This is a genomic window from Nonomuraea sp. NEAU-A123 (assembly GCF_018603905.1).
GTDB lineage: Bacteria > Actinomycetota > Actinomycetes > Streptosporangiales > Streptosporangiaceae > Nonomuraea.
In genome coordinates this window covers 496,959-517,340 of record NZ_JAHFZZ010000007.1, presented here as the reverse complement: position 1 = coordinate 517,340, position 20,382 = coordinate 496,959, and the positions used below count along the sequence as shown (strand labels likewise).

Sequence of the window (20,382 nt, the reverse complement as noted above, 5' to 3'; positions counted from 1 at the left end):
GCAACTGGAATTCGGCCCGCCCTGCCAAGAAAGTCCGCGCTCCCGCGTGTCACATTCAAAGCGCAAATTACCCCGCAAGCGACAGCAGGCGCTCCGTAGGTGCCTTGGCCGCGCGCAGTCGGCTCCTTGTCATGGCTGCCGACCAGGGGATTCCGCACCCGTGGGTGCCCGCCGAGCTGGTCGCGTCGACTGGAATATCGACCGCGCTTCGACTAATTCCGCGGACGCGGAAGAATACGGGGAGATGAAATGCACATGAGGAAAATCGAATTCGCCCAGGATGCTCGGGCGCGGGCCTGACGGTGAAGGACGCGTCAGGACAGGTCCGGGGGACCACTCTCGGTCCGACCTTGTCCGCGGCGCCCCTCGGCAAGGGGGCGCCGCGCCGGCACATCAGAAGTACTTCGAGGTGAGGTCCGTCGTCGGCCACGTGGTGATCTTGACGGCGTTCATCTGGCCGTCGATCACGTCGAAGTCCGGGGTCCCGGTCTCCTCGCGCCGGTTGAACACCGCCGCGTAGCTCCAGCCGTTCTGCAGTCGCGCCAGGTACGAGAACGTGCCCGGCATCGAGCCGTTGTGCCAGGTGTTAAGGTGCCCGGTCACCTGCCTGACCCACCAGCCGCCGCCGTACCAGGCGCCGGAGGAGTTGACGCCGATCTCCGGCTTGGCGAACAGCTTGGCGATCGACGCCGAGCTCAGCACCGTACCCGGCCGGTCGAAGGCGAGCGTCCACCGGACGAGGTCCACGGCCGAGGCCAGCCAGCCGCCGTTGGCGTCCTGGTTGGGCATGTTGAAGCCACCGTACGGGTACGGCACGACGGTGCCCGACTCGTCCATGACCGACTTGTTGGTGTACTGGGACTGGTAGATCACCTCGCCCGACGCGGCCTCGGTCTTGAGGCTCTTGCCGAGCCGCATCCGCGTGATGCCGAGCGGCTTGAGCAGCTTCGTCTTGACGTACGTCTCGTACGACAGACCCGACACCTTCTCGATGATCCGGCCCAGCAGCATGTAACCGTAGTTGCTGTAGACCATCTTCGACCCGGGGGCGAAGTCGAGCTGCCGGCCGGTGGCGTACTTGATGATGTCGGCGTGGCCGATCGGCAGCGGCACGTCCAGCGCGGCCGAGATCGTGTGGTCCAGCCAGAGCTGGTCCTGCTTGGAGGTGTCACGGTCCCAGCCGCCCAGGTGCTGCATCAGCCGGAGCACGGTGATCTGGTTCATCCGGGTGTCGGCGGGGGTGAGGCCGAGCAGCGTGGTCACCTTGGCCGAAAGGCTCAGCTTGCCGTCCTGCACCAGCCGCATGATGGCGGCGGAGGTGATGTTCTTGCTCAGGCTGGCGATGCGGAACAGCGACGTCGGCGTCACGGTGGGGACCGCCTGGGCGCCGGTGCTGTAGCGATAACCGCGGGCCAGGACGATCTTTCCGCTCTTCATGACCGCCAACTGGGCGCAGGAGATCTCGCGTTCCTTCACGAAGGTCTTGATCACATTGTCGAACCCGGCCAAAGACGCGGGAGCCGTCCCCGAGGTCTCCACCACCGGGACGGGTGCGGCGAGCGCCGGCCGAGCCGTCATCGCGGCGGCGGGTACGGCGATGGCCCCCGCCTTGAGCAGACTCCTGCGAGTGAGCATCGTCACTTCTGGCTCCTAGGTAACGTCCTTGCAAAGTAGGCGTCGTATCTTACGGACATGGACAACCCGGCGCAGCCAGGGTCGCCGCTGGGAAGTTCTGCGCCCCTGTGGGGTGTTACGAGGTGGGACGAAAGCCCCCGGAGGGTGTGGGAAGCTGATCGTCCGGTAAAATCGGTCCGTTCCAAAGAGACTTTTCGGATATTTCGCCATATAGGGCGATGTTGGAGGGTGTGGCATGACGACGGCTGCCCTGCAGACCGTATTGACCGTCCCTGAGCGCTTCAGGGGACCGGCCGGAGTCGCCAACGGCGGCTGGATAGCCGGGACCATGGCGGAGGCGATGGGCGGCAATCGATCAGCGGTCGAGGTCACGCTGCACGCGCCCACCCCTCTGGAGACCGACCTGTGCCTGGAGCACGTCGCCAACACGGTGTACCTCCACGAGGGTGATCGGCTCCTGGTCGAGGCCATTCCGGTGGCCGAGGACCTGACGGCGCCCGAGTTCGTGCCGTTCAACGACGCCGCGCGCGCCGAGGCCGGGTTCCCCGGCTGGCGGGGCCACGCCTTCCCCGAGTGCTTCGCCTGCGGGCTGCGCGAGCCGGGTGACGGGCTGCGGATCTTCCCCGGCCCGGTGGAGGGGACCGATCTGGTGGCCGCCGGGTGGCTGGTGCCGTTCACGGTCGCCGACGAGGACGGCGTGCCCGCCTCCGTCGTGGGTGCGGCGCTCGACTGCATCACCGGCTGGGCCCACTTCAAGCCCGGCGAGTCGGCGCTGCTCGGGCGGCTGGCCGTACAGATCCATCGGCGGCTGTACGCGGGCGGGGCCTACTCCGTCGTGGCTCGGGCGACCGGCCGCGAGGGGCGCAAGCTGTTCGGCGAGAGCGCGATCTACGAGGTGGACGGCACGCTGGTGGCCGCCGCGCGCGCCACCTGGATCGCTCCACGAGAGGCGTAAGAAAGGCGTGACGGCCCGGCACGGAATCGTGCCGGGCCGTCCGGCTGTTCAGCGGGGTCCGGACGTGAGCCGGTCGGCGACGATCGAGGCGCAGCGGTCGTCGAACATGATCGTGTAGTGATTGCAGTCGGGGATCATCTCGTCGGCGAGCCCGGGCAGGCGCGCGGTCCACGTGGCCGCCAGCGCGTCGGGCAGCATGCCGATGTCCTGGTCGAGCAGCCCGCGCGGCGCCCTGATCAGCGAGAGCGGCGCCCGGATCGCGGTCAGCGCCGCGCCGATGCGCTCGGACTCGGTGAACATCCACCGCCCGTCCTCGCGCACCGCGTCACCGGCCACGCGCGAGCGCAGCGCGCCCTCGGTCCCGGTCAGGTCGTAGCGCACGTACGCCTCGACGTCGGCGTTCCAGTTGCGCAGGAAGGCCGGTTGCGCCTTGAAGAAGCCGACGTACTCCTCCGGGGACGGGAACGTCCGGCGCAGCCGCTCCACGGCCGGTCCCAAGGCGGCCTCCAGGACCGCGTCGGGGTCGGCGCCCTCGGGCAGCGGCAGCGGGAGCCCGCCGTCGACCAGCACCACGCGCGCGAAGTCGCGTTCGGCACCGGCCAGCGCCGCGACGTAGGCGCCCATGGAGTGCCCGGTCAGCACGGTCTCGGGTCCCGCGCCCACGTGGTCGGCCACGCGCAGCACGTCCTCCGCGTGCCTGGCCAGGCCGTACGGGCCGGGCAGTGCGGCGCTGTGCCCGCGGCCGCGCAGGTCCATCGCCACCAGAGACCAGTCATCGGGCAGCCACCGCGCCACCGTGGCCCAGGCCATCAGCGAGGCGGTGATCCCGTGCACCGCGATGATCAGGCGCGATCCCGTGCCGAACGTGGCGACCCGCATGCCGTAGACCTCGTCGAGTCTCATAGCCGGATCTTACGGACAGACCTTCTGGAACGGCACTCCTGGCACGAAGCTTCGCCACTCGCCGGGGCTCAGTGAACGCCCGGCGCGGGCGCAGATCGCGGCCACCACCCTGCCCGGCTCGACCGGCCGCTCACGCACGGCCCCTGCCTCGTCCAGGGTGATCACCCCCGAGCCGTCGGCGGTGAACGCCGGGCCGTACAGGTCGCCGTGGTCGTCGCCGAGCGTGCCCAGGTCCGCGCCGGCGGCCAGGTCGACGAGCCGTACCCGGTGGTCGTGCGTGACCAGCGCGATCACGTCCTCGCGGGGTGACCTGGCCACGACGTCCCCGCCCGCGAGCCGGCCCAGGGCGGCCTGGCGTACCCGCTGCCCGGTGGCGGTGTCGTGGACGCTCACGCGACCTCGGGAGTCCACGACCGCCAGCGACCTGCCGTCGTGGGTGAAGACCACGTCGGTGACGGTCGTGCCCTGGCCGGTGCCCCCGAACGGCTTGCCCAGCCGCCGGCCCGACGCCGCGTCGAACAGGTGCTGCTCGCCGGACCCCACCGCCAGCACCTTGCCGTCGGGGGAGAAGTCGGCGTCGTGCACCTCGCCCACCGCCGACGACCACAGCTGGCGCTTCGACTTCCAGTCCCAGACGCTCACCGCGTACCGGGTGGACACGTCCCCGTCGACGTAGCGCAGCCCGGTGACCAGCTTCGTGCCGTCGGGGCTGAAGGCCAGGAAGGAGGTCTCGTAGTCCGCCAGGTCACCGTGGGGCGCCGCCTGCGCGAGCGTGCGCCGCGTGCCGGTGTCGATGACCGTGAACCCGCTGATGCCACCCACCGCGGCCAGCCGCCCGTCGGGGCTGATCGCCGCGGCGTCCGCCGGGTCGGAATCGGGCCTTTTCTGCACCGGGGCGCCGAGTGGCCCGCGCGGGCCGGCGAGGAAGACCTGGTAGCCGTCCTCGGAGCTCAGGACCTGCCGCGCGCCGGGACCGAACTTCGCCCACGACCAAGAGCGCGCCTCCTTCGGCGCGCGCACCGCGAGGTCGCTCAGGTCCACGGGGAAGACGCGGTCCTCGCTGAGATAGCGCAGCGTGTGGCCGTCGAAGCCGACCTGAGGCAGCGGCACGGAATCGTCCTCCGTGCCGCCGGGCAGGGTCAGCGTGGTGAGCAACCGGTCGTAGGCCCGCCAGACCTGGATGTTCTGCCCGCTCGCCGAGGCGAGCAGCCGCCCGTCGGCGCTGAAGGTCACCTCGCCGCCGTTCCATTTGTCCACCTCGTTCCCGAGAGTCTCCGCCGATCCGCCCGCGCGGTCCGTGATCCGCAGTTTGCCGCTCACCGGCCGCACCACCGACTCGCCGTCGGGTGAGACGACCGGGCGCGCGGTGAGGGGGCCCTTCGTCCGGGTGCCGGTCCGCAGGTCCCAGGTGTATTCGTGCTGGTCGAGGCGGATCAGCGCGTAGCGGTCGGCCGTCCCGTACCGGACGCTGACCGGCGTGCCCGTGTCGTCGCCCACATCATGGCCGAACGTCCATGTCCCGGCGGCCTTGCCGGTGCGCAGGTCCCATGCCTGCGCCCGCTTGTTGGTAGCCACCAGCAGGTTCTGGCCGGTGGGGGAGAGGGCGGCGGTCAGGGGCCGCTCGCCCGCGATGCCCAGCCGGGCGATGCCGCCGGTCCGTTCGCCGGTGCGTACGTCCCAGAGCCGCACCGCGTCGTCGCTCACGCTGGCCAGCGTCCTGCCGTCGCCGCTCAGCAGCCGCAGCGCGTCACCGGAGGCGATGGGATCCTTGAACACGGCGACCTCGCGCTGCGCCAGCGAAGCGGTCAGCGCGGCTCTGGTCTGCGGGGTCCGGTCCAGCCGCCAGGCGGCCACGCTCAGCAGCATCGCCGCCCTCGGGTCGCTCTTGCGCAGCGTGCCCGCGAACTGCGCCAGCCGCGCCGCCTCCGCCTGGTCGCGCTGCGCGGCGATCCGATCGGCCCGGTCATCGGCGACCGCGCGCTGCTGGACGGCCAGGCCGGTGGCCAGCAGCGAGATCACCAGCAGGGCCGCCAGGCTGACGGAGACGAGCCTGGTCCGCCTGCTCCTGCGCCTGGACAGATCGGCGCCCGCGTCGAGGAAGTCGCGTTCGGCGGTGGACAGGGTGATGTTCCGGCGGGCCGTGGCCGCCCACCGCAGCGCGTTCTCCAGGCTGCTGCCCTGGAACAGGTCGCCGTCCCTGCGCCCGGCCCGATTCCACCGCTGCGCGGCGGTCAGGATCTCCTTGTGTACGGCCAGGCCGTCCCGGTTGGCGTCGACCCAGCGGCGAAAGCGCGGCCAGGCGAGCGGCAGGGCGGGGCGGGCCAGCCAGACCTCCTCGCCTTCCCTGGACAGCAGGTAGCCGAACACCTCCAGGATCCGGGTGACCGACGAGACCTCGGGCAGCGGCCGGCCCTCGACGAGCTCGGCCAGTTGCGCCCGCCGTACCGCGAGGCCGCCCTGCTCGCTCAGCGTGACCAGCCGGAGGAAGACCTCGGGCGCGAGCTCGCGCTCGTCCGCGGCGAGCAGCGCGTACGCCTCCTCGGCCAGGGTGCCCAGCGCGGGATCGTGGGCGGGGACGCCCGCCCGCGCGGCCTCCTTGCCGCCCGCGGCGAGCAGCAGGCCGGTGTCGAGGCCGCCCTCGGCGCTCACCAGGGCCAGCAGCAGCTCGCGAGCGGACGGGCGCTCCAGCGGATCCTTGCTGAGCGCCGCGGCCACCAGCGGCCGCAGCGTGGCGGGCAGCACGCTCAGGTCGGGACGGGCCGACAGCACCCGGTGCATGACGGCGCCCAGGTTCTCGGCCTCGAACGGGTCGGTGCCGCTCGCCGCATAGACCATGATCGCGCCCCAGGCGAACACGTCGGCGGGCGTCCCGGCCCGCTGCCCGCCGAACACCTCGGGCGCCATGTACGTGGGCGTGCCCGTCACCAGGCCCGTCGCGGTGAGCGACATCTCCGCGGTCCGCGCGACGCCGAAGTCGATCACCCGCGGGCCGTCCGGGCCGAGCAGCACGTTGTCGGGCTTCAGATCGCGGTGGATCACGCCGGCGTCGTGGATGGCGGTCAGCGCGGTGGCCACGGCCGTGGCGAGCCGGTGCAGGTCGCCGCCGCCGAAGCGACGTCCCTCCGTGACGGCCTTGCGCAGGGTGGGGCCCTGGACGTACTCGCTGACGATGTACGGCCTGGGCCCCTCCAGCTCGGCCTCCAGGATGCTCGCGGTGCAGAACCCGGCCACCCGCCGCGCCGCGGCCGCCTCCCTGGCCAGTTGCGCCGATTGGTCGCCGTGCAGCACCTTGATCGCCACGCGGCGGCCGTCCTCGGCGTAGCCCTCGTAGACCACGCCCTGGCCGCCCGCGCCGAGACGCCCGGCCAGCCAGTAACCGCCCAGCCGCTGAGGGTCTCCGTCGATCAGTTCGTTCACGGGCTGTTTGATGCGTGCGGTGTGGCGAAAGTTTTTGGGCGGATAAATTACTCCGTATGCGCATCACGGTCATCGAGCATGAGGCGGACGCGCCGCTCGGCTACTTGGGCGGCTGGCTGGGGCCGGTCTGCGACGTCGTCCGTCCGTACCTGGGCGAGGAGGTCCCCTCGCGGGCCGCCGACGGGCTGATCGTGCTCGGCGGGGAGGCGGCCGCGTGGGAGGACGAGCGCTGCCCGTGGCTGCCCGCCACCCGCGACCTGCTGGCCCGCTCCGTCGAGGAGGGGACGCCCACGCTGGCCATCTGCCTCGGCGCGCAGCTGATGACCCTGGCCTGTGGCGGCACCGTGGAGCGAGGCGGCGCCGGGCTGGAGGTGGGCGCCTGCGAGGTGGTCGCGCTGCCCGCCGCGGCCACCGATCCGCTGCTGTCGGGTGCCGGCACGGCCGTGGCCGTCCAGTACCACCAGGACGTGATGGCCCGGCTGCCCGAGGGGGCGGTGCCGTTGATGACCGGCGCGCAGTACCCGAACCAGGCGTACCGGCTCGGCGAGGCGGCCTGGGCGGTGCAGTTCCACCCGGAGGCCACGCCGGAGATCTTCACCTCGTGGACCACGGCCTCGGGCCTCGGCTCGGCCCGCGAGCTCAACGCGGCCGTCGTCGCGGCCGAGGAGGCGCTGGTCGCCACCTGGCGGCCGATGGCGGAGGCGTTCGGGCGCGTGATTCTGGATCGTGATCGGGAGCCGATTCAGGGGATGCACTAGGTCGTTCCCTGACGCGATCGGCTTCCGGGCCGTCCTACGCTGCCTCATCGATCGAGGGGGTAGGACGGTCATGAAACGACGCACGGCAGTGCGCGCGGCCCTGGCGGTGTGCGCGACGATTGGTCTGACCTTGGCGGGGCCGGTGGCGGACGCGGCGGCGCGTTCGGCCCCACCGGTCGTCCGGGTCTCGGCGCAGACCGGCAAGGACTCCGCGAAAGCGAAATCGGCCCGCGCCCGCTGCCCGCACGGAACGCGGGTGATCAGCGGTGGCGCCTCCATCGAGGGGGGCACGGCGGGACAGGCGCCGAACGCCACCGCGCAGGTGGTGCTCACCCGGCTGGAGCCGGTGGCCCATGGCTCCGGGCACTACTTCGAGGCCGCCGCGCACGAGGACTTCAACGGCTTCGGCGGTCAGTGGCGGCTGAAGGTGTACGCGGTGTGCGGGAAACTTCCCGGGCTCGTCTACCTCAGGCAGCCAGGAACGCCGGGCTCCCCGCCCAGCGACGCGCAGACCGTCAACTGCCCGGCGGGCAAGGTCGCGCTGGGCACCGGTGGCCGGATCGAGGGCGGCGACGGCAAGGTCTTCCTGACGGAGGTCGGCCTCCAGGACGCCTTCACCTTCGCCAACGCCTACGAGGCCGAGGGCGGGTTCGCGGGAAGGTGGCGGGTGACGGCCTTCGCCGTGTGCGGTGACCAGCCGCCGGGCTACGCGGTGGAGATGCCCGCCCAGGTCCAGGGCAACTCCGCCAGCCCCAAGAGCACCCTCGTCGCCTGCCCGAACCCCGCCCAGCGCATCGTGGGAACGGGCGTCGGCAACGGCGGCCAGCAGAACCAGGTCATCCCGATGGCCGTCTTCCCGTCGGCCGGGCTGAACGAGGCGACCACGAGGGCGGCCGAGGACGAGACCGGCCTGGCCGGCCCCTGGGACACGGACCAGTTCCTGGTCTGCGTCGACTGACACGGTGCCGGATTACCGGCGCTTGGTGAGCGCGTGGGCGAGTGCGTGGACGCCGCCCAGGACGAGCGGCAGGGCGGCCAGCCCCGCCAGGGCCGACCGGCCGCTCGCCGCCGGCACGCCGGACGCCTTGAGCCGCCACCACGCCCACACCGTGAACGGGATCACCACCACCGGCGCTGTCACCACGCCGGGCGTGTAGCCACGCGCGACCGCCGACTGCGCCAGATGGCCCACCCCATGCAGGCCGAACCCGGCCAGCACCGCCTGGAACACCGGACTACGCCCTCCGGTGAGCGCCCCCGCGGCCGACGCCCCGGCCATGACCCCGCCCATCAGCCCGATCGCCACGTTGACCTGCCGCTGCGACATCTCCAGCCGCTGCCAGGGGACGCGCGGATAGCGCCGCTCCAGCTCCGGCCGGGCCTCCCGGGTCCAGCGGGCCATCGTGGCCAGCTCCTCCGCGTCGTGCACCGCCCAGGCCGCGAGCAGCCCCCACGTCACCGCCGCCGGTACACCGTCCATCCCAGAACCTCCCCGTCAAGCAAAACGCAACGCAACGTTGCGTTTAACTTTAGGCTCCAGAACCAGAGGGCTGTCAAGATGGGGGTGTGCCGAGGATCGAGTCCACCGCCGCCCGCCTGGCAAAGCTCGGCTTCGCCGACGGCGCGCGGGCCGCGACCCTGGTACGACAGTCGGGGACCGAGCTGGACGACCTGCTCAAAGGACTGGTAGCCGTGGCCGATCCCGATCTGGCGCTCGCCTCCCTGACCCGGCTCGCCGAGCGCGAGCCCACCGTGCTCGACACGCTGCGCGCGGACGAAGACCTCCAGGCCCGGGTGCTCGCGGTGCTCGGGGTGAGCGCCGCCCTGGGGGAGCATCTGGTACGCCATCCCGAACAGCTCGGGCTCATGGCCGTGCCCGAGCTCGGAGACGCGCGGGCGGAGCTGCTGCGCGCGGTCGGCGCCGAGCCGGAGGAGGACGAGCCGCGCGCGTCGGATCCCGACGCGCTGGTGAGGCTGCGGGTCGCCTACCGCGGGCGGCTGCTGCACCTGGCCGCGCGGGACCTCACCGGGCAGATCGGCCTGCCCGACGTCACCGCCGAGCTGTCCGACCTCGCGGGCGCGGCGCTGGAGGCCGCGCTGGCCATCGCGCGGGCCGAGGTCGACGCGAGCGACGTACGACTGGCCGTGGTCGGCATGGGCAAGCAGGGCGCCAGGGAGCTCAACTACATCAGCGACGTGGACGTGATCTTCGTGGCCGAGCCACGCGAGGGCGCCGACGAGACGGCGGCCCTGCGCGGCGCCACCCGCCTGGCCCAGGCCATGATGCGGGCCTGCACCGCGACCACCCCGGAGGGCTCGCTGTGGGAGGTCGACGCCGGGCTGCGGCCGGAAGGCCGGGCGGGGCCGCTGGTACGCACGCTGGGCAGCCATCTGGCCTACTACCGGCGCTGGGCCAAGACCTGGGAGTTCCAGGCGCTGCTCAAGGCGCGGCCGGTGGCGGGCGACCTCGCGCTGGGCGCGGCCTACGTCGAGGCGGTCAACGAGTTCGTCTGGTCGGCGGCGACCCGGGACCACTTCGTCGAGGACGTGCAGGCCATGCGCCGCCGCGTCGAGTCCCACGTACGGGCCGAGGGCGAACGGCAGATCAAGCTGGGCCCCGGCGGGCTGCGTGACATCGAGTTCGCGGTGCAGTTGCTGCAGCTCGTGCACGGGCGGCTCGATCCGCTGCTGCGGCGCAAGGCCACGCTGCCCGCCCTGGCCGCGCTCTCCCGCGGCGGCTACGTGGGGCGCGAGGACTCGCGCGGGCTGGCCGAGGCGTACACGTTCCTGCGCCAGGTCGAGCATCTGCTGCAACTGCACCGGCTGCGCCGTACGCACATCCTGCCGTCGGACCCCGGCGACCTGCGCAGGCTGGGCCGCGCGCTCGGCATGCACGCCGACCCGGTGGGGGAGTTCACCGCCAGGTGGCGGCGCCACGCGAGGGAGGCGCGGCGGCTGCACGAGAAGCTGTTCTACCGGCCGCTGCTGCAGGCGGTGGCCCGGCTGCCCGAGTCGGAGTCCCGGCTGTCCACCACGGCGGCGGCCGCCCGGCTGCAGGCGCTCGGCTACGTCGACCCCAACGGCGCCCTGCGCCACATCGCCGCCCTGACCACGGGCGTCTCGCGGCGGGCGGCGATCCAGCGGACGCTGCTGCCGGTCATGCTCGGCTGGTTCGCCGACGCGCCCGACCCGGACGCCGGGCTGCTCGGGTTCCGCCAGGTGAGCGACAAGCTCGGTGCCACGCCGTGGTACCTACGGCTGCTGCGCGACGAGACGGCCGTCGCGGCGCGGATGGCGCGGGTGCTCGGCACCAGCCGCTACGCGACCGGCCTGCTCATGAACGCGCCCGACGCCGTCGGGCTGCTGGGCTCCGACGAGGGCCTGGCCCCGCGCTCGCCGGACGCGCTGCTGAAGGAGGCGTCGGCGGCCGTGTCGAGGCACGGGTCCGACATGGAGTCGGCGGTGGCCGCCGCGCGTGCGCTGCGGCGCAGGGAGCTGTTCCGTACGGCCGTAGCCGATATCGCCGGACTCATGAGCATCGAGCAGGTGGGGGTGGCGCTGTCGTCGCTGAACGACGTGACCATCCAGGCCGCGCTGGACGTGGCGATCGGCAAGGTCGAGGTCGAGCGGCGGGCGGAGCTGCCGACCAGGTTCGCGGTGATCGCCATGGGACGGCTCGGCGGCATGGAGTCCTCCTACGCCAGCGACGCCGACGTGATGTTCGTGCACTCGCCCGTGCCCGGCGCCTCCGAACGCGACGCCACCGACGCCGCGTACGCGGTCGCCAACGAGCTGCGCCGGCTGCTCGCCCTCCCCGCCCCCGACCCGCCGCTGCTCATCGACCCCGACCTGCGCCCCGAGGGCAGGCAGGGCCCGCTCGTCCGTACGCTGGCCTCCTACCGCGCCTACTACGCGCGCTGGTCGTCTCCGTGGGAGGCGCAGGCGCTGCTGCGGGCCCGCTTCTCCGCCGGTGACGCCGCGCTCGGCGCCGAGTTCATCTCCGTGATCGACAAGCTGCGCTACCCGCCGGACGGCCTGCCCGACGACGTCGTACGCGAGATCAGGCGGATCAAGGCCCGCGTGGAGGCCGAACGACTGCCGCGCGGCGCCGACCCCGCCCTGCACACCAAGCTGGGCCCCGGCGGCCTGTCGGACGTGGAGTGGGTGGCGCAGTTGCTGCAGCTCCGCTTCGCGGCCGGGCACCCCGCCCTGCGGACCACCCGTACCTTGGAGGCGCTGCGGGCGGCCGAGGCGGAGGGCCTGCTCGCGAACGCCGACGCGGCCGTGCTGACGGCGGCCTGGCGCTTCGCCTCCCGCATCAGGGACGCGGTCATGCTGGTCAAGGGCCGTCCCGGCGACAGCGTCCCGGCCGACGTCAGGGAGCGCAGGCTCATCGCCCGCATGCTCGGCTACCCTCCCGACGGCTCGGAGGACTTCCTCGACGACTACCGCCGGGTGACCCGCCGCGCCCGCCAGGTGGTCCACCGGGTCTTCTACGACTCCTGACCCCGGCTGTCACAGCTTGGCTACAAGCCGTGCGGGCGGTGCGTCGCCGGGTGTATCAAGGCGCGGGGTGATCGATTTTGCTTTCCATTTACGTTGACCTGGCGTTAGGTCTCGTGCTCGCGTTCCTCATGCTTTCGCTGCTGGTGAGCGGGCTGAACGAGGCTTTCGTACGGCTGCTCGGCATCCGCAGCAAGTTCCTGTGGGCCTACCTCCGCGACACCATGGACGGCAGCGACGCGCAGGGGAAGTCCTGGCTGCCCGCCAAGGTGGCGGACGTGTTCGCGTCGCTGCCGTTCGTCCGCGACCCACGGCCGGTCCACAGCGACCAGCCGGCCCCGGTCGAGGCGGGACAGGCGCCCGAGCACGAGACCAAGGCCGAAGACGCCATGACGAAACTCCTCTACCAGCGGGTCCAGGAGATCGACCACCCGAAGAGGGGCCGCACCAGCATCGCCAACATCCCGCCGGAACGCTTCGCGGTGGCGCTGATGGAGATGGCGGCCGTCGAGAAAGACGGCGTCGAGGGGCTGCTGGCCAAGCTCAAGTCGATGGGCAGCCCGCTGCACGGCCATCTCAAGGGTGTGTGGGACTCCGCGCAGCGCGACATGGACCGTTTCCGGCAGGGCGTGGAGACCTGGTTCGACGGCGAGATGCAGCGGCTGTCGATGCTCTACAAGCGCTACGTCAAGTGGGTCGTCGCCCTGCTCGGCATCGTGGTGGTGCTGCTGTTCACGATGGACGGGTTCGAATACGGCAAGACCCTGCTGCGCGACAACGCCTTCCGCGCCTCGGTCACAGCCGTGTCCGAGGCGGGGCCCGACGCCTACACCGAGCTCAAGGAGCAGTGCGCGCAGTCGAACCCGGTGCCGTGCATCACCGACACGCTGAGCCAGCCCGCGCTGGTCAAGGTGTTCGACCACGCGATCGTCAACGTGGTGATCCCGGCCGAGGGCGATCCGAGTGTCAACTGGAACGGCGGCATGTGGTGGGACCGCCTCACCACGCTCAGCCACTGGCCTGGCTATCTGCTGACGTTCGTGGCGTTGCTGTTCGGCGCGTCGTTCTGGTGGGACCTGCTGCGCCGCCTCACAGGCATCCGCGGTCGCCGTTAGATCTGGGTTAGTGTGGATCGGATGGAGACAGAACGGCTCATCATGCGCAGATGGCGCGACGAAGACAGGGATCCGTTCGCGGCGATGAACGCCGACGCCGAGGTGATGGAGCACTTCCCCGCCCTGCTGAGCAGGGAGCAGAGCGACACCTTCGTCGACAGGATCGAGGAGGGCTTCGAGGCCCACGGCTACGGGCTCTGGGTGCTGGAGGTGCGCGAGAGCGGCGAGTTCATCGGCTTCACCGGGCTGGTCCTGCAGACGTTCGAGGCGCCGTTCACTCCGGCTGTCGAGGTCGGCTGGCGGCTGGCGAAGGCGGCGTGGGGGCACGGGTACGCGATCGAGGCGGCCAGGCAGGCCGTACGGTATGGGTTCGACGAGGCGGGGCTGGACGAGATCATCTCCATGACGACCGTGCGGAACACCCGCTCACGCAAGGTCATGGAACGCCTGGGCATGACCCGCGACATAGCCGACGACTTCTACTTCCCGGGCATCGCGGAGGACAATCCGCTCCGCCCGCACGTCCTGTACCGGCTCAAGCGCGGTCAGGCGATCGGCCCTATTTAGGGCACCTCGTGGTTTCGGACGGGAGGTGGGCGGGAGCTATCCTGTGCGGCTACTGGGCGGTTGTGCCATCGCGCGCCTCGATCATGGCGGCCATGAATTCCTGGAAACGCGCGAACTGCTGCTGATCCATCTTCAACGGCACCCCGTTGACGATCCGGTCGTCGTACCTGGTGCCGATCGTCACCTTGAAGCCGTCACGGTGTGGTTTCGCGTCCACCCCGAGGAACGCCACGTGGTATCGCCTGGCATCCGCCAGACAGTGGAAGACATCTAAGGTCCTGCCGTCATGCACCAGGATGTACTCACCGATCGCGAACTCCGCTGCCATGGCTTCCCGTTCATGCCGCTTGATGTGCCCGGTGTCAGGGTCATCCCGGGGCACATCATAAAGGGAGACTCCTCCCCATTACACCGCAGAAAGCTGACGCCGACCCCCGGACCGTTCAGCTCGTCCTCGCCCCGCTGCTCTGGGACCCGATCGGCTCTCACCAGGACGAAGGAGACGACCATGGGCCGAGGGCCTGACGGTGAACAGCATCTCTAGCAAAACGTTTCCACGGCCCGCTCACCGGGGCGGAGATTCAGGCAGCTCGGGAGGAGATGCTTGGCCTCGGTACCCGCGGTGAGGTGGCGTGAGCGGCACCTGGATTCTGGACAGCGAAGCCCTCTCCCAATACTTGCGAGCTGATCGCAAGATGAGCGCCCGGCTTGCCGTCGCGTTCGAGGACGACATCCGTGTTGTCATCAGTGCTGTCACGATCGTCGAGGCCGATCATGACAGAGTCCATCCCGCACGGCTGGCCTGGACGCTGTCCCGGCTGACTGTGGAACCGCTCACCAAGGACCTCGCCCAGCGGGCGTCAGACCTGCTTAAATCCGCGGGGCTGCACGGTCACAAGTACGCCATTGACGCGATGGTCGCCGCGACGGCGATCACCACCGCCGACAAGCCCGCCCGGGTTCTCACATCCGCCCCGGACGAGCTGGAAAAGCTCCTCGGGGAGTGTCTGGATCGCTCGAGTCTGCCGCGTGGCGCCGGAAACTCCAAGGTCAAGGTCTTTCCAGTCTGACCCACTGCGCCGAGTCCGCGTCCTCGCGCTCGTCGACTGCGAGCTGCACCAGCTCGTCGACCAGGTGGGTCAGCTCGCGCGCCTCCTGAGCCAGGTCCCGCAAGAGATCGTCTCGCTCTTGAGGCGGCAGTTCAGTGACGCGGTGCAGGACCGAGATGTTGGTACGCAGGCTCGTGAGCGGCGTGCGCAGCTCGTGCCCCGCGTCCTGGACCAGGCGCCGCTGGTCGTGCTTGGAGCGGGTCAGGCGGGCGAGCATACCCTCGAAGGAGCGGCCGAGCCGGCCGATCACGTCCTGCCCGGTGACCGGCACGAGCACGTCCAGCTCGCCGGTGGAGGCGACCTGCTCGGCGACGGCGGTCAGCCGGATCAGGCTGCCGGTGCTCCTGCGTGCCAGGAAGGCTCAGGCCTGCTCAGATGCTCATCGCGTAGAGCACGTCGCGCAGGGCGGCCTCGCGGCTGCGCAGCCAGACCAGCCGCAGGGCCAGCTTCGGCGCGTCGTAATCGAGCGGAACCGGTACGCCGGAGGCCGGTCCCGTCTCCAGGGGGCGGTCGCGGGGGACCGGTGCACCGTTCTTCTCGGGCGTGAAGTCGAGCGGGACCGGCGCACCACCTGTCTCAGGGGTGAAGTCGAGCGGGATCAGCGCGCCGGAGGCGAGGTCGGCTTCCAGTACGAAGTCGGGGAGCAGTGCCCTTCCGAAGCCCTGCCTGGTCCACTCGCGAGCCGTGGCGATGCTGGTCAGCTCTCTGCGCGGCACCCGAGCACCGAACAGTTGGTCGGCCGCCAGCCGGATCGAGCAGCCCGGCGTGCTGACCAGCAGCGGCTCCCTGTCACCGTCCGGAGCCGCGACCAGCAGCAGCCTGACCTCGCCCACGTCCAGGAAGTCCAGGTCGGCCGGAGGGGTGAAGCCCAGGCCGCCGATCCGGGGACCGGAGTCGAGCAGGAGCGCCGCGTCCAGGCCGCCGCCGGCCACCTCGGACAGCAACGCCTGCCTGGTCAGCGACCGTACATCCACCTCCAAGTCGGGGCGGCGTTCGGACAGGTGGCGGACGATGGCGGGCAGCTTGGCCGCGGCCAGCATCTCGAGCGCCCCGATCCGAACCCGGTGACGCTCGCCGGTCACCGCACGCCGTACCTCGTCCGCGTGGTCGAGCAGGTCCTGCGCCCGGGTGAGCAGGGTGGCGCCGGGTCCGGTCAGGCGCATGCCCTGGGGCGTGCGCTCGAAGAGCGCGACGCCGAGGCTGTCCTCCAGCCTGCGCACCTGTTCGGACACCGAGGCCGGGGCGAGGCCGAGGGTGTTCGCGGCCCCGGTGACGGTGCCCGCCCCTGCCACCGCCACGAACCCTCGCAACTGACGCAAATCCACAAATGTCAGCATACGGTTTTCCCGAATGCCCCCTGCGGTTGCGCCTGTTGAGGGGAAACATCATCTTTTAGCAGGCTGAGGGGCATGAAGATGTTCGGATTCTCTCTGGCCTACTTCTTGGTGATCCTCGACACGACCGTGCTCACCATCGCGCTGCCCGATCTGCGCGCCTCCCTGGGTGGCTCGCTGGCCGGGCAGCAGTGGGCGGTGAACGCCTACACCGTCGCGTTCGCCACGTCGCTGCTCACCGGGGGAGCGGTCGCCGACCGGTACGGCGCCGCGCGGATCTTCAAGGTCGGCGTGGTGGCCTTCGGCGTGATCTCGCTGCTGAGCGCCGCGGCGCCCCATCTCGGCGCACTGATCGTGTTGCGCGCTCTGCTCGGCGTGGCGGGCGCGCTCTGCACGGGCGGCTCGCTCGGCCTCCTGCCCGAACTCTTCCCCGACCCGGCCACCCGCGCCCGCGCCACCGGCCTCTGGGCCGCCATCACCGGCACCGCCCTGGCCGCGGGCCCGCTGCTCGGCGGCCTGCTGGTCGACTTGTACGGCTGGCGGGCCGTCTTCCTCCTCAACCCGCCCCTCGCCCTGATCAGCCTGCTGGCCATGCGGAAGGTCCGTTCGGCCCGTGGGCACCGCCTCATCGACTGGTGGGTGCAGGCGCTGGCCTGCGTACTCCTCGGCCTGCTCGCCGAAGCCCTGATCGACTCGTCATTGATCGCCGGGTTGTCGGCCTTGGTCGCCTTGGCCGCGCTGGTGTTCGTGGAGCGCCGCAAGATGCTCGTGGATCGCCGCGCGGTGCTGACGGAGCGCCGCGAGGCGGTCGTGGCGCGCCGTAGCCACGCTCCTGTCCTGCCCGGCGGCCTGCTCGCGGTGACCTGGCCGGAGCTGCTGGCGGGCGCGGTGGCGAACTTCGCCTTCTCCGGCGCCCTGTTCGTCCTGACCCTGTTCTTGCAGGACAGCCGCCACCTGACCCCGCTGGCCACCGGGCTGGCCTTCCTGCCCCTCACCCTCCCGATGACGGTGAACCCGCTGCTCACCGGCCGCCTGGTGGCCCGCTACGGCCCCCGCCCACCGATCTTCGGCGGCCTCGCCCTGCTCGCGATCGGCCTGGGCGGCGTTTCGCTCACCGATCTTCTGGCGCCATGGCTGGTGGTGATGGGCTTCGGGCTGTCGTACGTGCTGCCCGCGCTGATGGCGGGCGTGGTCACCAGCGCGCCGCCCGGCACGGCGGGTACGGCGGGCGGCGTCCTCAACGCCTCCCGCCAGGTCGGCGCCACCCTCGGAGTGGCCGTACTCGGCGGCTTGTCCCACCCGCTGCCGGTGGCCGCCACCCTGACCGCATTGACCTGCGCCTGCTACGGCCTCGCGGCCCGCGCCCGACGGACGGTGCCGGCCGTTGACTCACCGGGTGAACTTCCCGTCGGGAAGTAATCGCGGGGTGTCGAACATGGCGCACCTGGATTCTGGGCAGTGAACCCTCTCGCGGTATTGCGAGCTTTGCCGGTGGACCATGCCGAGGAATTCGAGCAGTACCGGCTGGTCCGCGTCTGGTGGTTCAGAGTGGCGTCGGCGCGACTTTCGTGATGCCCCGGAGTCGCCATTTGGCCACTCCGGGGGTTTGGCCGCGTGCCTCGCTAACCGTCTGAGCAGTTTCTCGTTGAGATGCCAGACAGGAAAGTCTCTTCCATTCGCTCAGCAGGGTGTGAAAAAGATTTTCTGCGTGCCCGACAGCGTTCCCCACTCGCCAGGAGGCTGGCCGCAGCCGGACCAGCGCTGGCCGACGACCTGGTCCCCGCTGTAGTAGCTGATGACGATGAGGAGATCGCCCCCTGGCGGGGGAGGAGGAATAGCGTGAGCCGGGGTCGAGCCGAGAGCGAGCACGCCGGCTGCCAACACCGCCGCTAAAACCCCTCGCTTGATGTTCATGGACGTTCCTCCAGATCCACCGGGCTTTTCCGGCCAGGGCGAATGCCAAGGCCATTTGCGTGATCTGACATCACGGTATCCGCCTTTGATCAACACTGCCAGCAGCAGTCGATCATTTATGTTCGGAGTTCTGGCGTGACGAGTCCACTTGAACCCGCGACCTTCATCCTGCCGACCTGGGCTCTTCATTTTCGGACCAGGGGAAGCTCAGGGAGGGTTGTCCCCGGGTGCCACGACGCCCGTCTCGTACGCGTACACGACTGCAGCCGACCTCGGCCGCGGTGGCCAGGGCCGGCGGCGAATTTCGGGGCGCCGCGGGAGTCGACGGCTTTGCTGCGGCGCATCCGTACTGCGGCGATCACCGGCCGGGAGCGCGGGGTGCGGATCGTGGCGAACATGGACGCGATGATCCGGTTGGCCGGTTCGTCGTTCTGGTCGTCCTGCGGTTTGACGGGCATGCAGGGTTCCATTTATCTTCGCGGTTCAGATACTTATCTGTGCAGCTACTGTGGACCGGAGGGCCTAATGGCGGCCCAGGTCCGGGGTCGCCCCCTTTGGAAGGAGTCCTGCCATGGACGGCTGGTACGTGGACGACCGCTGCATCAACTGCGATTCCGCCCGGCAGCTCGCGCCCAACCTGATCGGCGAGCTCGGCGGAAGGTCGCAGATCCTGCGCCCGCCGAACGATGAGGCGGAGACTCGGCGCCTCCACGCGGCCGCCTTCGCCTGCCCCACACGCTCGATCCGCCCAGAGTCCGGTGTGCTGGACCAGGCGCTCGACCCTTTTCCGATGGCCTTGGACAGCAACGTACTGTTGTGCGGGCACAACTCCCGGCACACCGCCGGGGCCAGCTCCTACCTGCTGCTACGGCCTTCCGGCACGGCAATGATGATCGACACACCGCGCTGGAGCAGTGAACTCGCCGTGCGTTACGCGGCATCGGGCCCGGTCACCGATGTGCTGCTCACACACCGAGACCACGCCGCACACGGCCGCCGCTATGCGGATCATTTCGGCGCCCACCTGTGGATCCACGAGGGCGACCTCGACGCGGCACCGAACGCGGACCACGTGATCCGGGGCCTGGAACCTCTGGAGATCGGCGAGGGGGTCACCGCCCATCCACTGCCCGGCCACACCCGAGGCAGCGTGCTCTACCTCGCGGATGACCGGTACTGCTTCAGCGGAGACAGCTTCTACTGGTCACGCACCACCGGCGATCTGGAAGTCGCGGACAGTGTGACCTGGTACTCCATCGAGGAATTGGCCACCTCCCTGGCCAGGACGGCCGGACGGCTGCGCTTCCAATGAATCCTGCCAGGCCACGGCGACCGCCACCGACTGCCCGTCGACGAGATGTCCCGGCGGCTGCGAGCGCTGGCAGAACGCACGCGACTACTACCGCCCAGGCCGATCGACTTCACGGCAGTCCGCTGGTGAGGGACCAGCCCAGCCTGCACCACGGCCCGCACGGCATCGGCCACTCGTATCAGACAAGGACACACCGTGACGATTCTGGGAACCCTGCTGAAGAACAAGCGCGCCGGCGAAGCTCATCTGGCCTGGAACCTCCCCGCCATGGCCGGACCCGAGCTGCTGGGCCTGCACAGCTCCGATTTCGAACACGAGAGCGTCATCCCTAAGGCCCACGTTGGCAAGCGCGCCGGCGGCGAGAACCGCTCTCCCGCCCTGGCCTGGAGCGGCACCCCCGAAAGCACCGCCCAACTGCTGCTGGTCGTCCAGGACGTCGACTCTCCCACCCGCATCCCGTTCGTCCACTGCGTCGCCCTGCTCGAACCCGATCTCGTCACGCTGCCTACCGGAGCCTTGAACACAGGGAGTCCGGTCCAGGGAGTGCGGATTCTTCGCTCACAAATGGGGCGCGGCTACCTGGGCCCCGAACCGATCAAGGGACACGGCCCGCACCGCTACGTCTTCCAACTGTTCGCCCTGCCCACCGCCATAACCTCAGCGGAAGGCGACGCGACGCTGGAAACAGCCAAGCCCAGTGCGGTACTCGCCACCGTGATCGGCCCGGCCCTGGCCCGCGGACGCCTCGACGGTCTCTACACACGCTGACACCGCACCGACGCTGGGCGGCTCGATACAGAAACGGCCCGGCATCGATCATGATGCCGGGCCGTTTCCCTGCTGGCTGACGTTGCTCAGCG

General features: G+C 70.6%; 19 protein-coding genes. 10 read left to right on the top strand and 9 right to left on the bottom strand.

The genetic code is table 11. The features are described 5' to 3' along the window. Nucleotides 1-393: 393 nt before the first annotated feature. Nucleotides 394-1,635 (bottom strand): serine hydrolase, encoded by a 1,242-nt coding sequence (locus KLK06_RS24600; RefSeq protein ID WP_250906006.1) that lies wholly within the window; start codon nucleotides 1,633-1,635, stop codon nucleotides 394-396. A 235-nt stretch (nucleotides 1,636-1,870) separates the two neighbouring features. Here KLK06_RS24600 and KLK06_RS24595 point away from each other — a divergent pair, with 235 nt between their 5' ends. Beyond that, nucleotides 1,871-2,590, top strand: a complete 720-nt coding sequence (locus KLK06_RS24595) for a hypothetical protein (RefSeq protein WP_214637914.1) — start codon at nucleotides 1,871-1,873, stop codon at nucleotides 2,588-2,590. Between the two features lie 48 nt (nucleotides 2,591-2,638). Here KLK06_RS24595 and KLK06_RS24590 read toward each other — a convergent pair whose 3' ends face one another. Together KLK06_RS24590 and KLK06_RS24585 are read right to left on the bottom strand one after the other, a co-directional pair. After that, nucleotides 2,639-3,493: an alpha/beta hydrolase gene (locus KLK06_RS24590; protein ID WP_214637913.1), complete on the bottom strand. Its 855-nt coding sequence runs from the start codon at nucleotides 3,491-3,493 to the stop codon at nucleotides 2,639-2,641. Between the two features lie 9 nt (nucleotides 3,494-3,502). Beyond that, a complete protein-coding gene (locus tag KLK06_RS24585; RefSeq protein ID WP_214637912.1) occupies nucleotides 3,503-6,910 on the bottom strand; it encodes a serine/threonine-protein kinase in 3,408 nt (1,135 codons plus the stop codon). Between the two features lie 56 nt (nucleotides 6,911-6,966). Here KLK06_RS24585 and KLK06_RS24580 point away from each other — a divergent pair, with 56 nt between their 5' ends. Continuing rightward, on the top strand, nucleotides 6,967-7,668 hold the full coding sequence (locus KLK06_RS24580) for a type 1 glutamine amidotransferase (RefSeq protein ID WP_214637911.1): 702 nt from the start codon (nucleotides 6,967-6,969) through the stop codon (nucleotides 7,666-7,668). Between the two features lie 70 nt (nucleotides 7,669-7,738). Beyond that, nucleotides 7,739-8,626, top strand: a complete 888-nt coding sequence (locus tag KLK06_RS24575) for a hypothetical protein (RefSeq protein WP_214637910.1) — start codon at nucleotides 7,739-7,741, stop codon at nucleotides 8,624-8,626. A 12-nt stretch (nucleotides 8,627-8,638) separates the two neighbouring features. Here the strand turns inward: KLK06_RS24575 and KLK06_RS24570 are convergent, their stop codons facing one another. Continuing rightward, on the bottom strand, nucleotides 8,639-9,148 hold the full coding sequence (locus tag KLK06_RS24570; protein ID WP_214637909.1) for an HXXEE domain-containing protein: 510 nt from the start codon (nucleotides 9,146-9,148) through the stop codon (nucleotides 8,639-8,641). Nucleotides 9,149-9,234: 86 nt separating this feature from the next. Here KLK06_RS24570 and KLK06_RS24565 point away from each other — a divergent pair, with 86 nt between their 5' ends. The 3 genes from KLK06_RS24565 to KLK06_RS24555 all read left to right on the top strand — a co-directional run bounded on the left by KLK06_RS24565 (nucleotide 9,235) and on the right by KLK06_RS24555 (nucleotide 13,853). Next, on the top strand, nucleotides 9,235-12,174 hold the full coding sequence (locus KLK06_RS24565) for a bifunctional [glutamine synthetase] adenylyltransferase/[glutamine synthetase]-adenylyl-L-tyrosine phosphorylase (RefSeq protein ID WP_214637908.1): 2,940 nt from the start codon (nucleotides 9,235-9,237) through the stop codon (nucleotides 12,172-12,174). Between the two features lie 113 nt (nucleotides 12,175-12,287). Beyond that, the gene (locus KLK06_RS24560; RefSeq protein ID WP_308168422.1) at nucleotides 12,288-13,286 is read left to right on the top strand and encodes a hypothetical protein; all 999 of its coding nucleotides are present in this window, start codon (nucleotides 12,288-12,290) and stop codon (nucleotides 13,284-13,286) included. Nucleotides 13,287-13,307: 21 nt separating this feature from the next. Beyond that, a complete protein-coding gene (locus tag KLK06_RS24555) occupies nucleotides 13,308-13,853 on the top strand; it encodes a GNAT family N-acetyltransferase (protein WP_214637906.1) in 546 nt (181 codons plus the stop codon). Nucleotides 13,854-13,902: 49 nt separating this feature from the next. On the opposite strand, the gene KLK06_RS24550 is transcribed toward KLK06_RS24555, so the two are convergent. Then, nucleotides 13,903-14,235: a hypothetical protein gene (locus KLK06_RS24550; RefSeq protein ID WP_214637905.1), complete on the bottom strand. Its 333-nt coding sequence runs from the start codon at nucleotides 14,233-14,235 to the stop codon at nucleotides 13,903-13,905. Between the two features lie 250 nt (nucleotides 14,236-14,485). On the opposite strand from KLK06_RS24550, the gene KLK06_RS24545 reads away from it, so the two are divergent. Continuing rightward, nucleotides 14,486-14,923: a type II toxin-antitoxin system VapC family toxin gene (locus tag KLK06_RS24545; protein WP_214637904.1), complete on the top strand. Its 438-nt coding sequence runs from the start codon at nucleotides 14,486-14,488 to the stop codon at nucleotides 14,921-14,923. Here the strand turns inward: KLK06_RS24545 and KLK06_RS24540 are convergent. After that, complete coding sequence (locus tag KLK06_RS24540; protein ID WP_214638073.1) at nucleotides 14,904-15,317, bottom strand: histidine kinase dimerization/phospho-acceptor domain-containing protein; 414 nt, start codon at nucleotides 15,315-15,317, stop codon at nucleotides 14,904-14,906. The genes KLK06_RS24545 and KLK06_RS24540 overlap by 20 nt on opposite strands. 16 nt (nucleotides 15,318-15,333) lie before the next feature. Next, a complete protein-coding gene (locus KLK06_RS24535; protein WP_308168421.1) occupies nucleotides 15,334-16,287 on the bottom strand; it encodes a LysR family transcriptional regulator in 954 nt (317 codons plus the stop codon). A gap of 84 nt (nucleotides 16,288-16,371) precedes the next feature. Here KLK06_RS24535 and KLK06_RS24530 point away from each other — a divergent pair, with 84 nt between their 5' ends. Beyond that, nucleotides 16,372-17,715 carry an MFS transporter gene (locus KLK06_RS24530; RefSeq protein WP_250905897.1) on the top strand — a complete coding sequence of 448 codons (1,344 nt, stop codon included), beginning with the start codon at nucleotides 16,372-16,374 and terminating at the stop codon, nucleotides 17,713-17,715. 261 nt (nucleotides 17,716-17,976) lie between these two features. Here KLK06_RS24530 and KLK06_RS24525 read toward each other — a convergent pair whose 3' ends face one another. Beyond that, nucleotides 17,977-18,210: a hypothetical protein gene (locus KLK06_RS24525; RefSeq protein WP_214637902.1), complete on the bottom strand. Its 234-nt coding sequence runs from the start codon at nucleotides 18,208-18,210 to the stop codon at nucleotides 17,977-17,979. A 185-nt stretch (nucleotides 18,211-18,395) separates the two neighbouring features. Then, nucleotides 18,396-18,668 (bottom strand): hypothetical protein, encoded by a 273-nt coding sequence (locus tag KLK06_RS24520; RefSeq protein WP_214637901.1) that lies wholly within the window; start codon nucleotides 18,666-18,668, stop codon nucleotides 18,396-18,398. 113 nt (nucleotides 18,669-18,781) lie between these two features. Here KLK06_RS24520 and KLK06_RS24515 point away from each other — a divergent pair, with 113 nt between their 5' ends. Together KLK06_RS24515 and KLK06_RS24510 are read left to right on the top strand one after the other, a co-directional pair. Beyond that, nucleotides 18,782-19,522: a 4Fe-4S domain-containing protein gene (locus tag KLK06_RS24515; protein WP_214637900.1), complete on the top strand. Its 741-nt coding sequence runs from the start codon at nucleotides 18,782-18,784 to the stop codon at nucleotides 19,520-19,522. A gap of 195 nt (nucleotides 19,523-19,717) precedes the next feature. Then, nucleotides 19,718-20,290: a YbhB/YbcL family Raf kinase inhibitor-like protein gene (locus KLK06_RS24510; protein WP_214637899.1), complete on the top strand. Its 573-nt coding sequence runs from the start codon at nucleotides 19,718-19,720 to the stop codon at nucleotides 20,288-20,290. The last annotated feature ends 92 nt before the right edge of the window (nucleotides 20,291-20,382 follow it).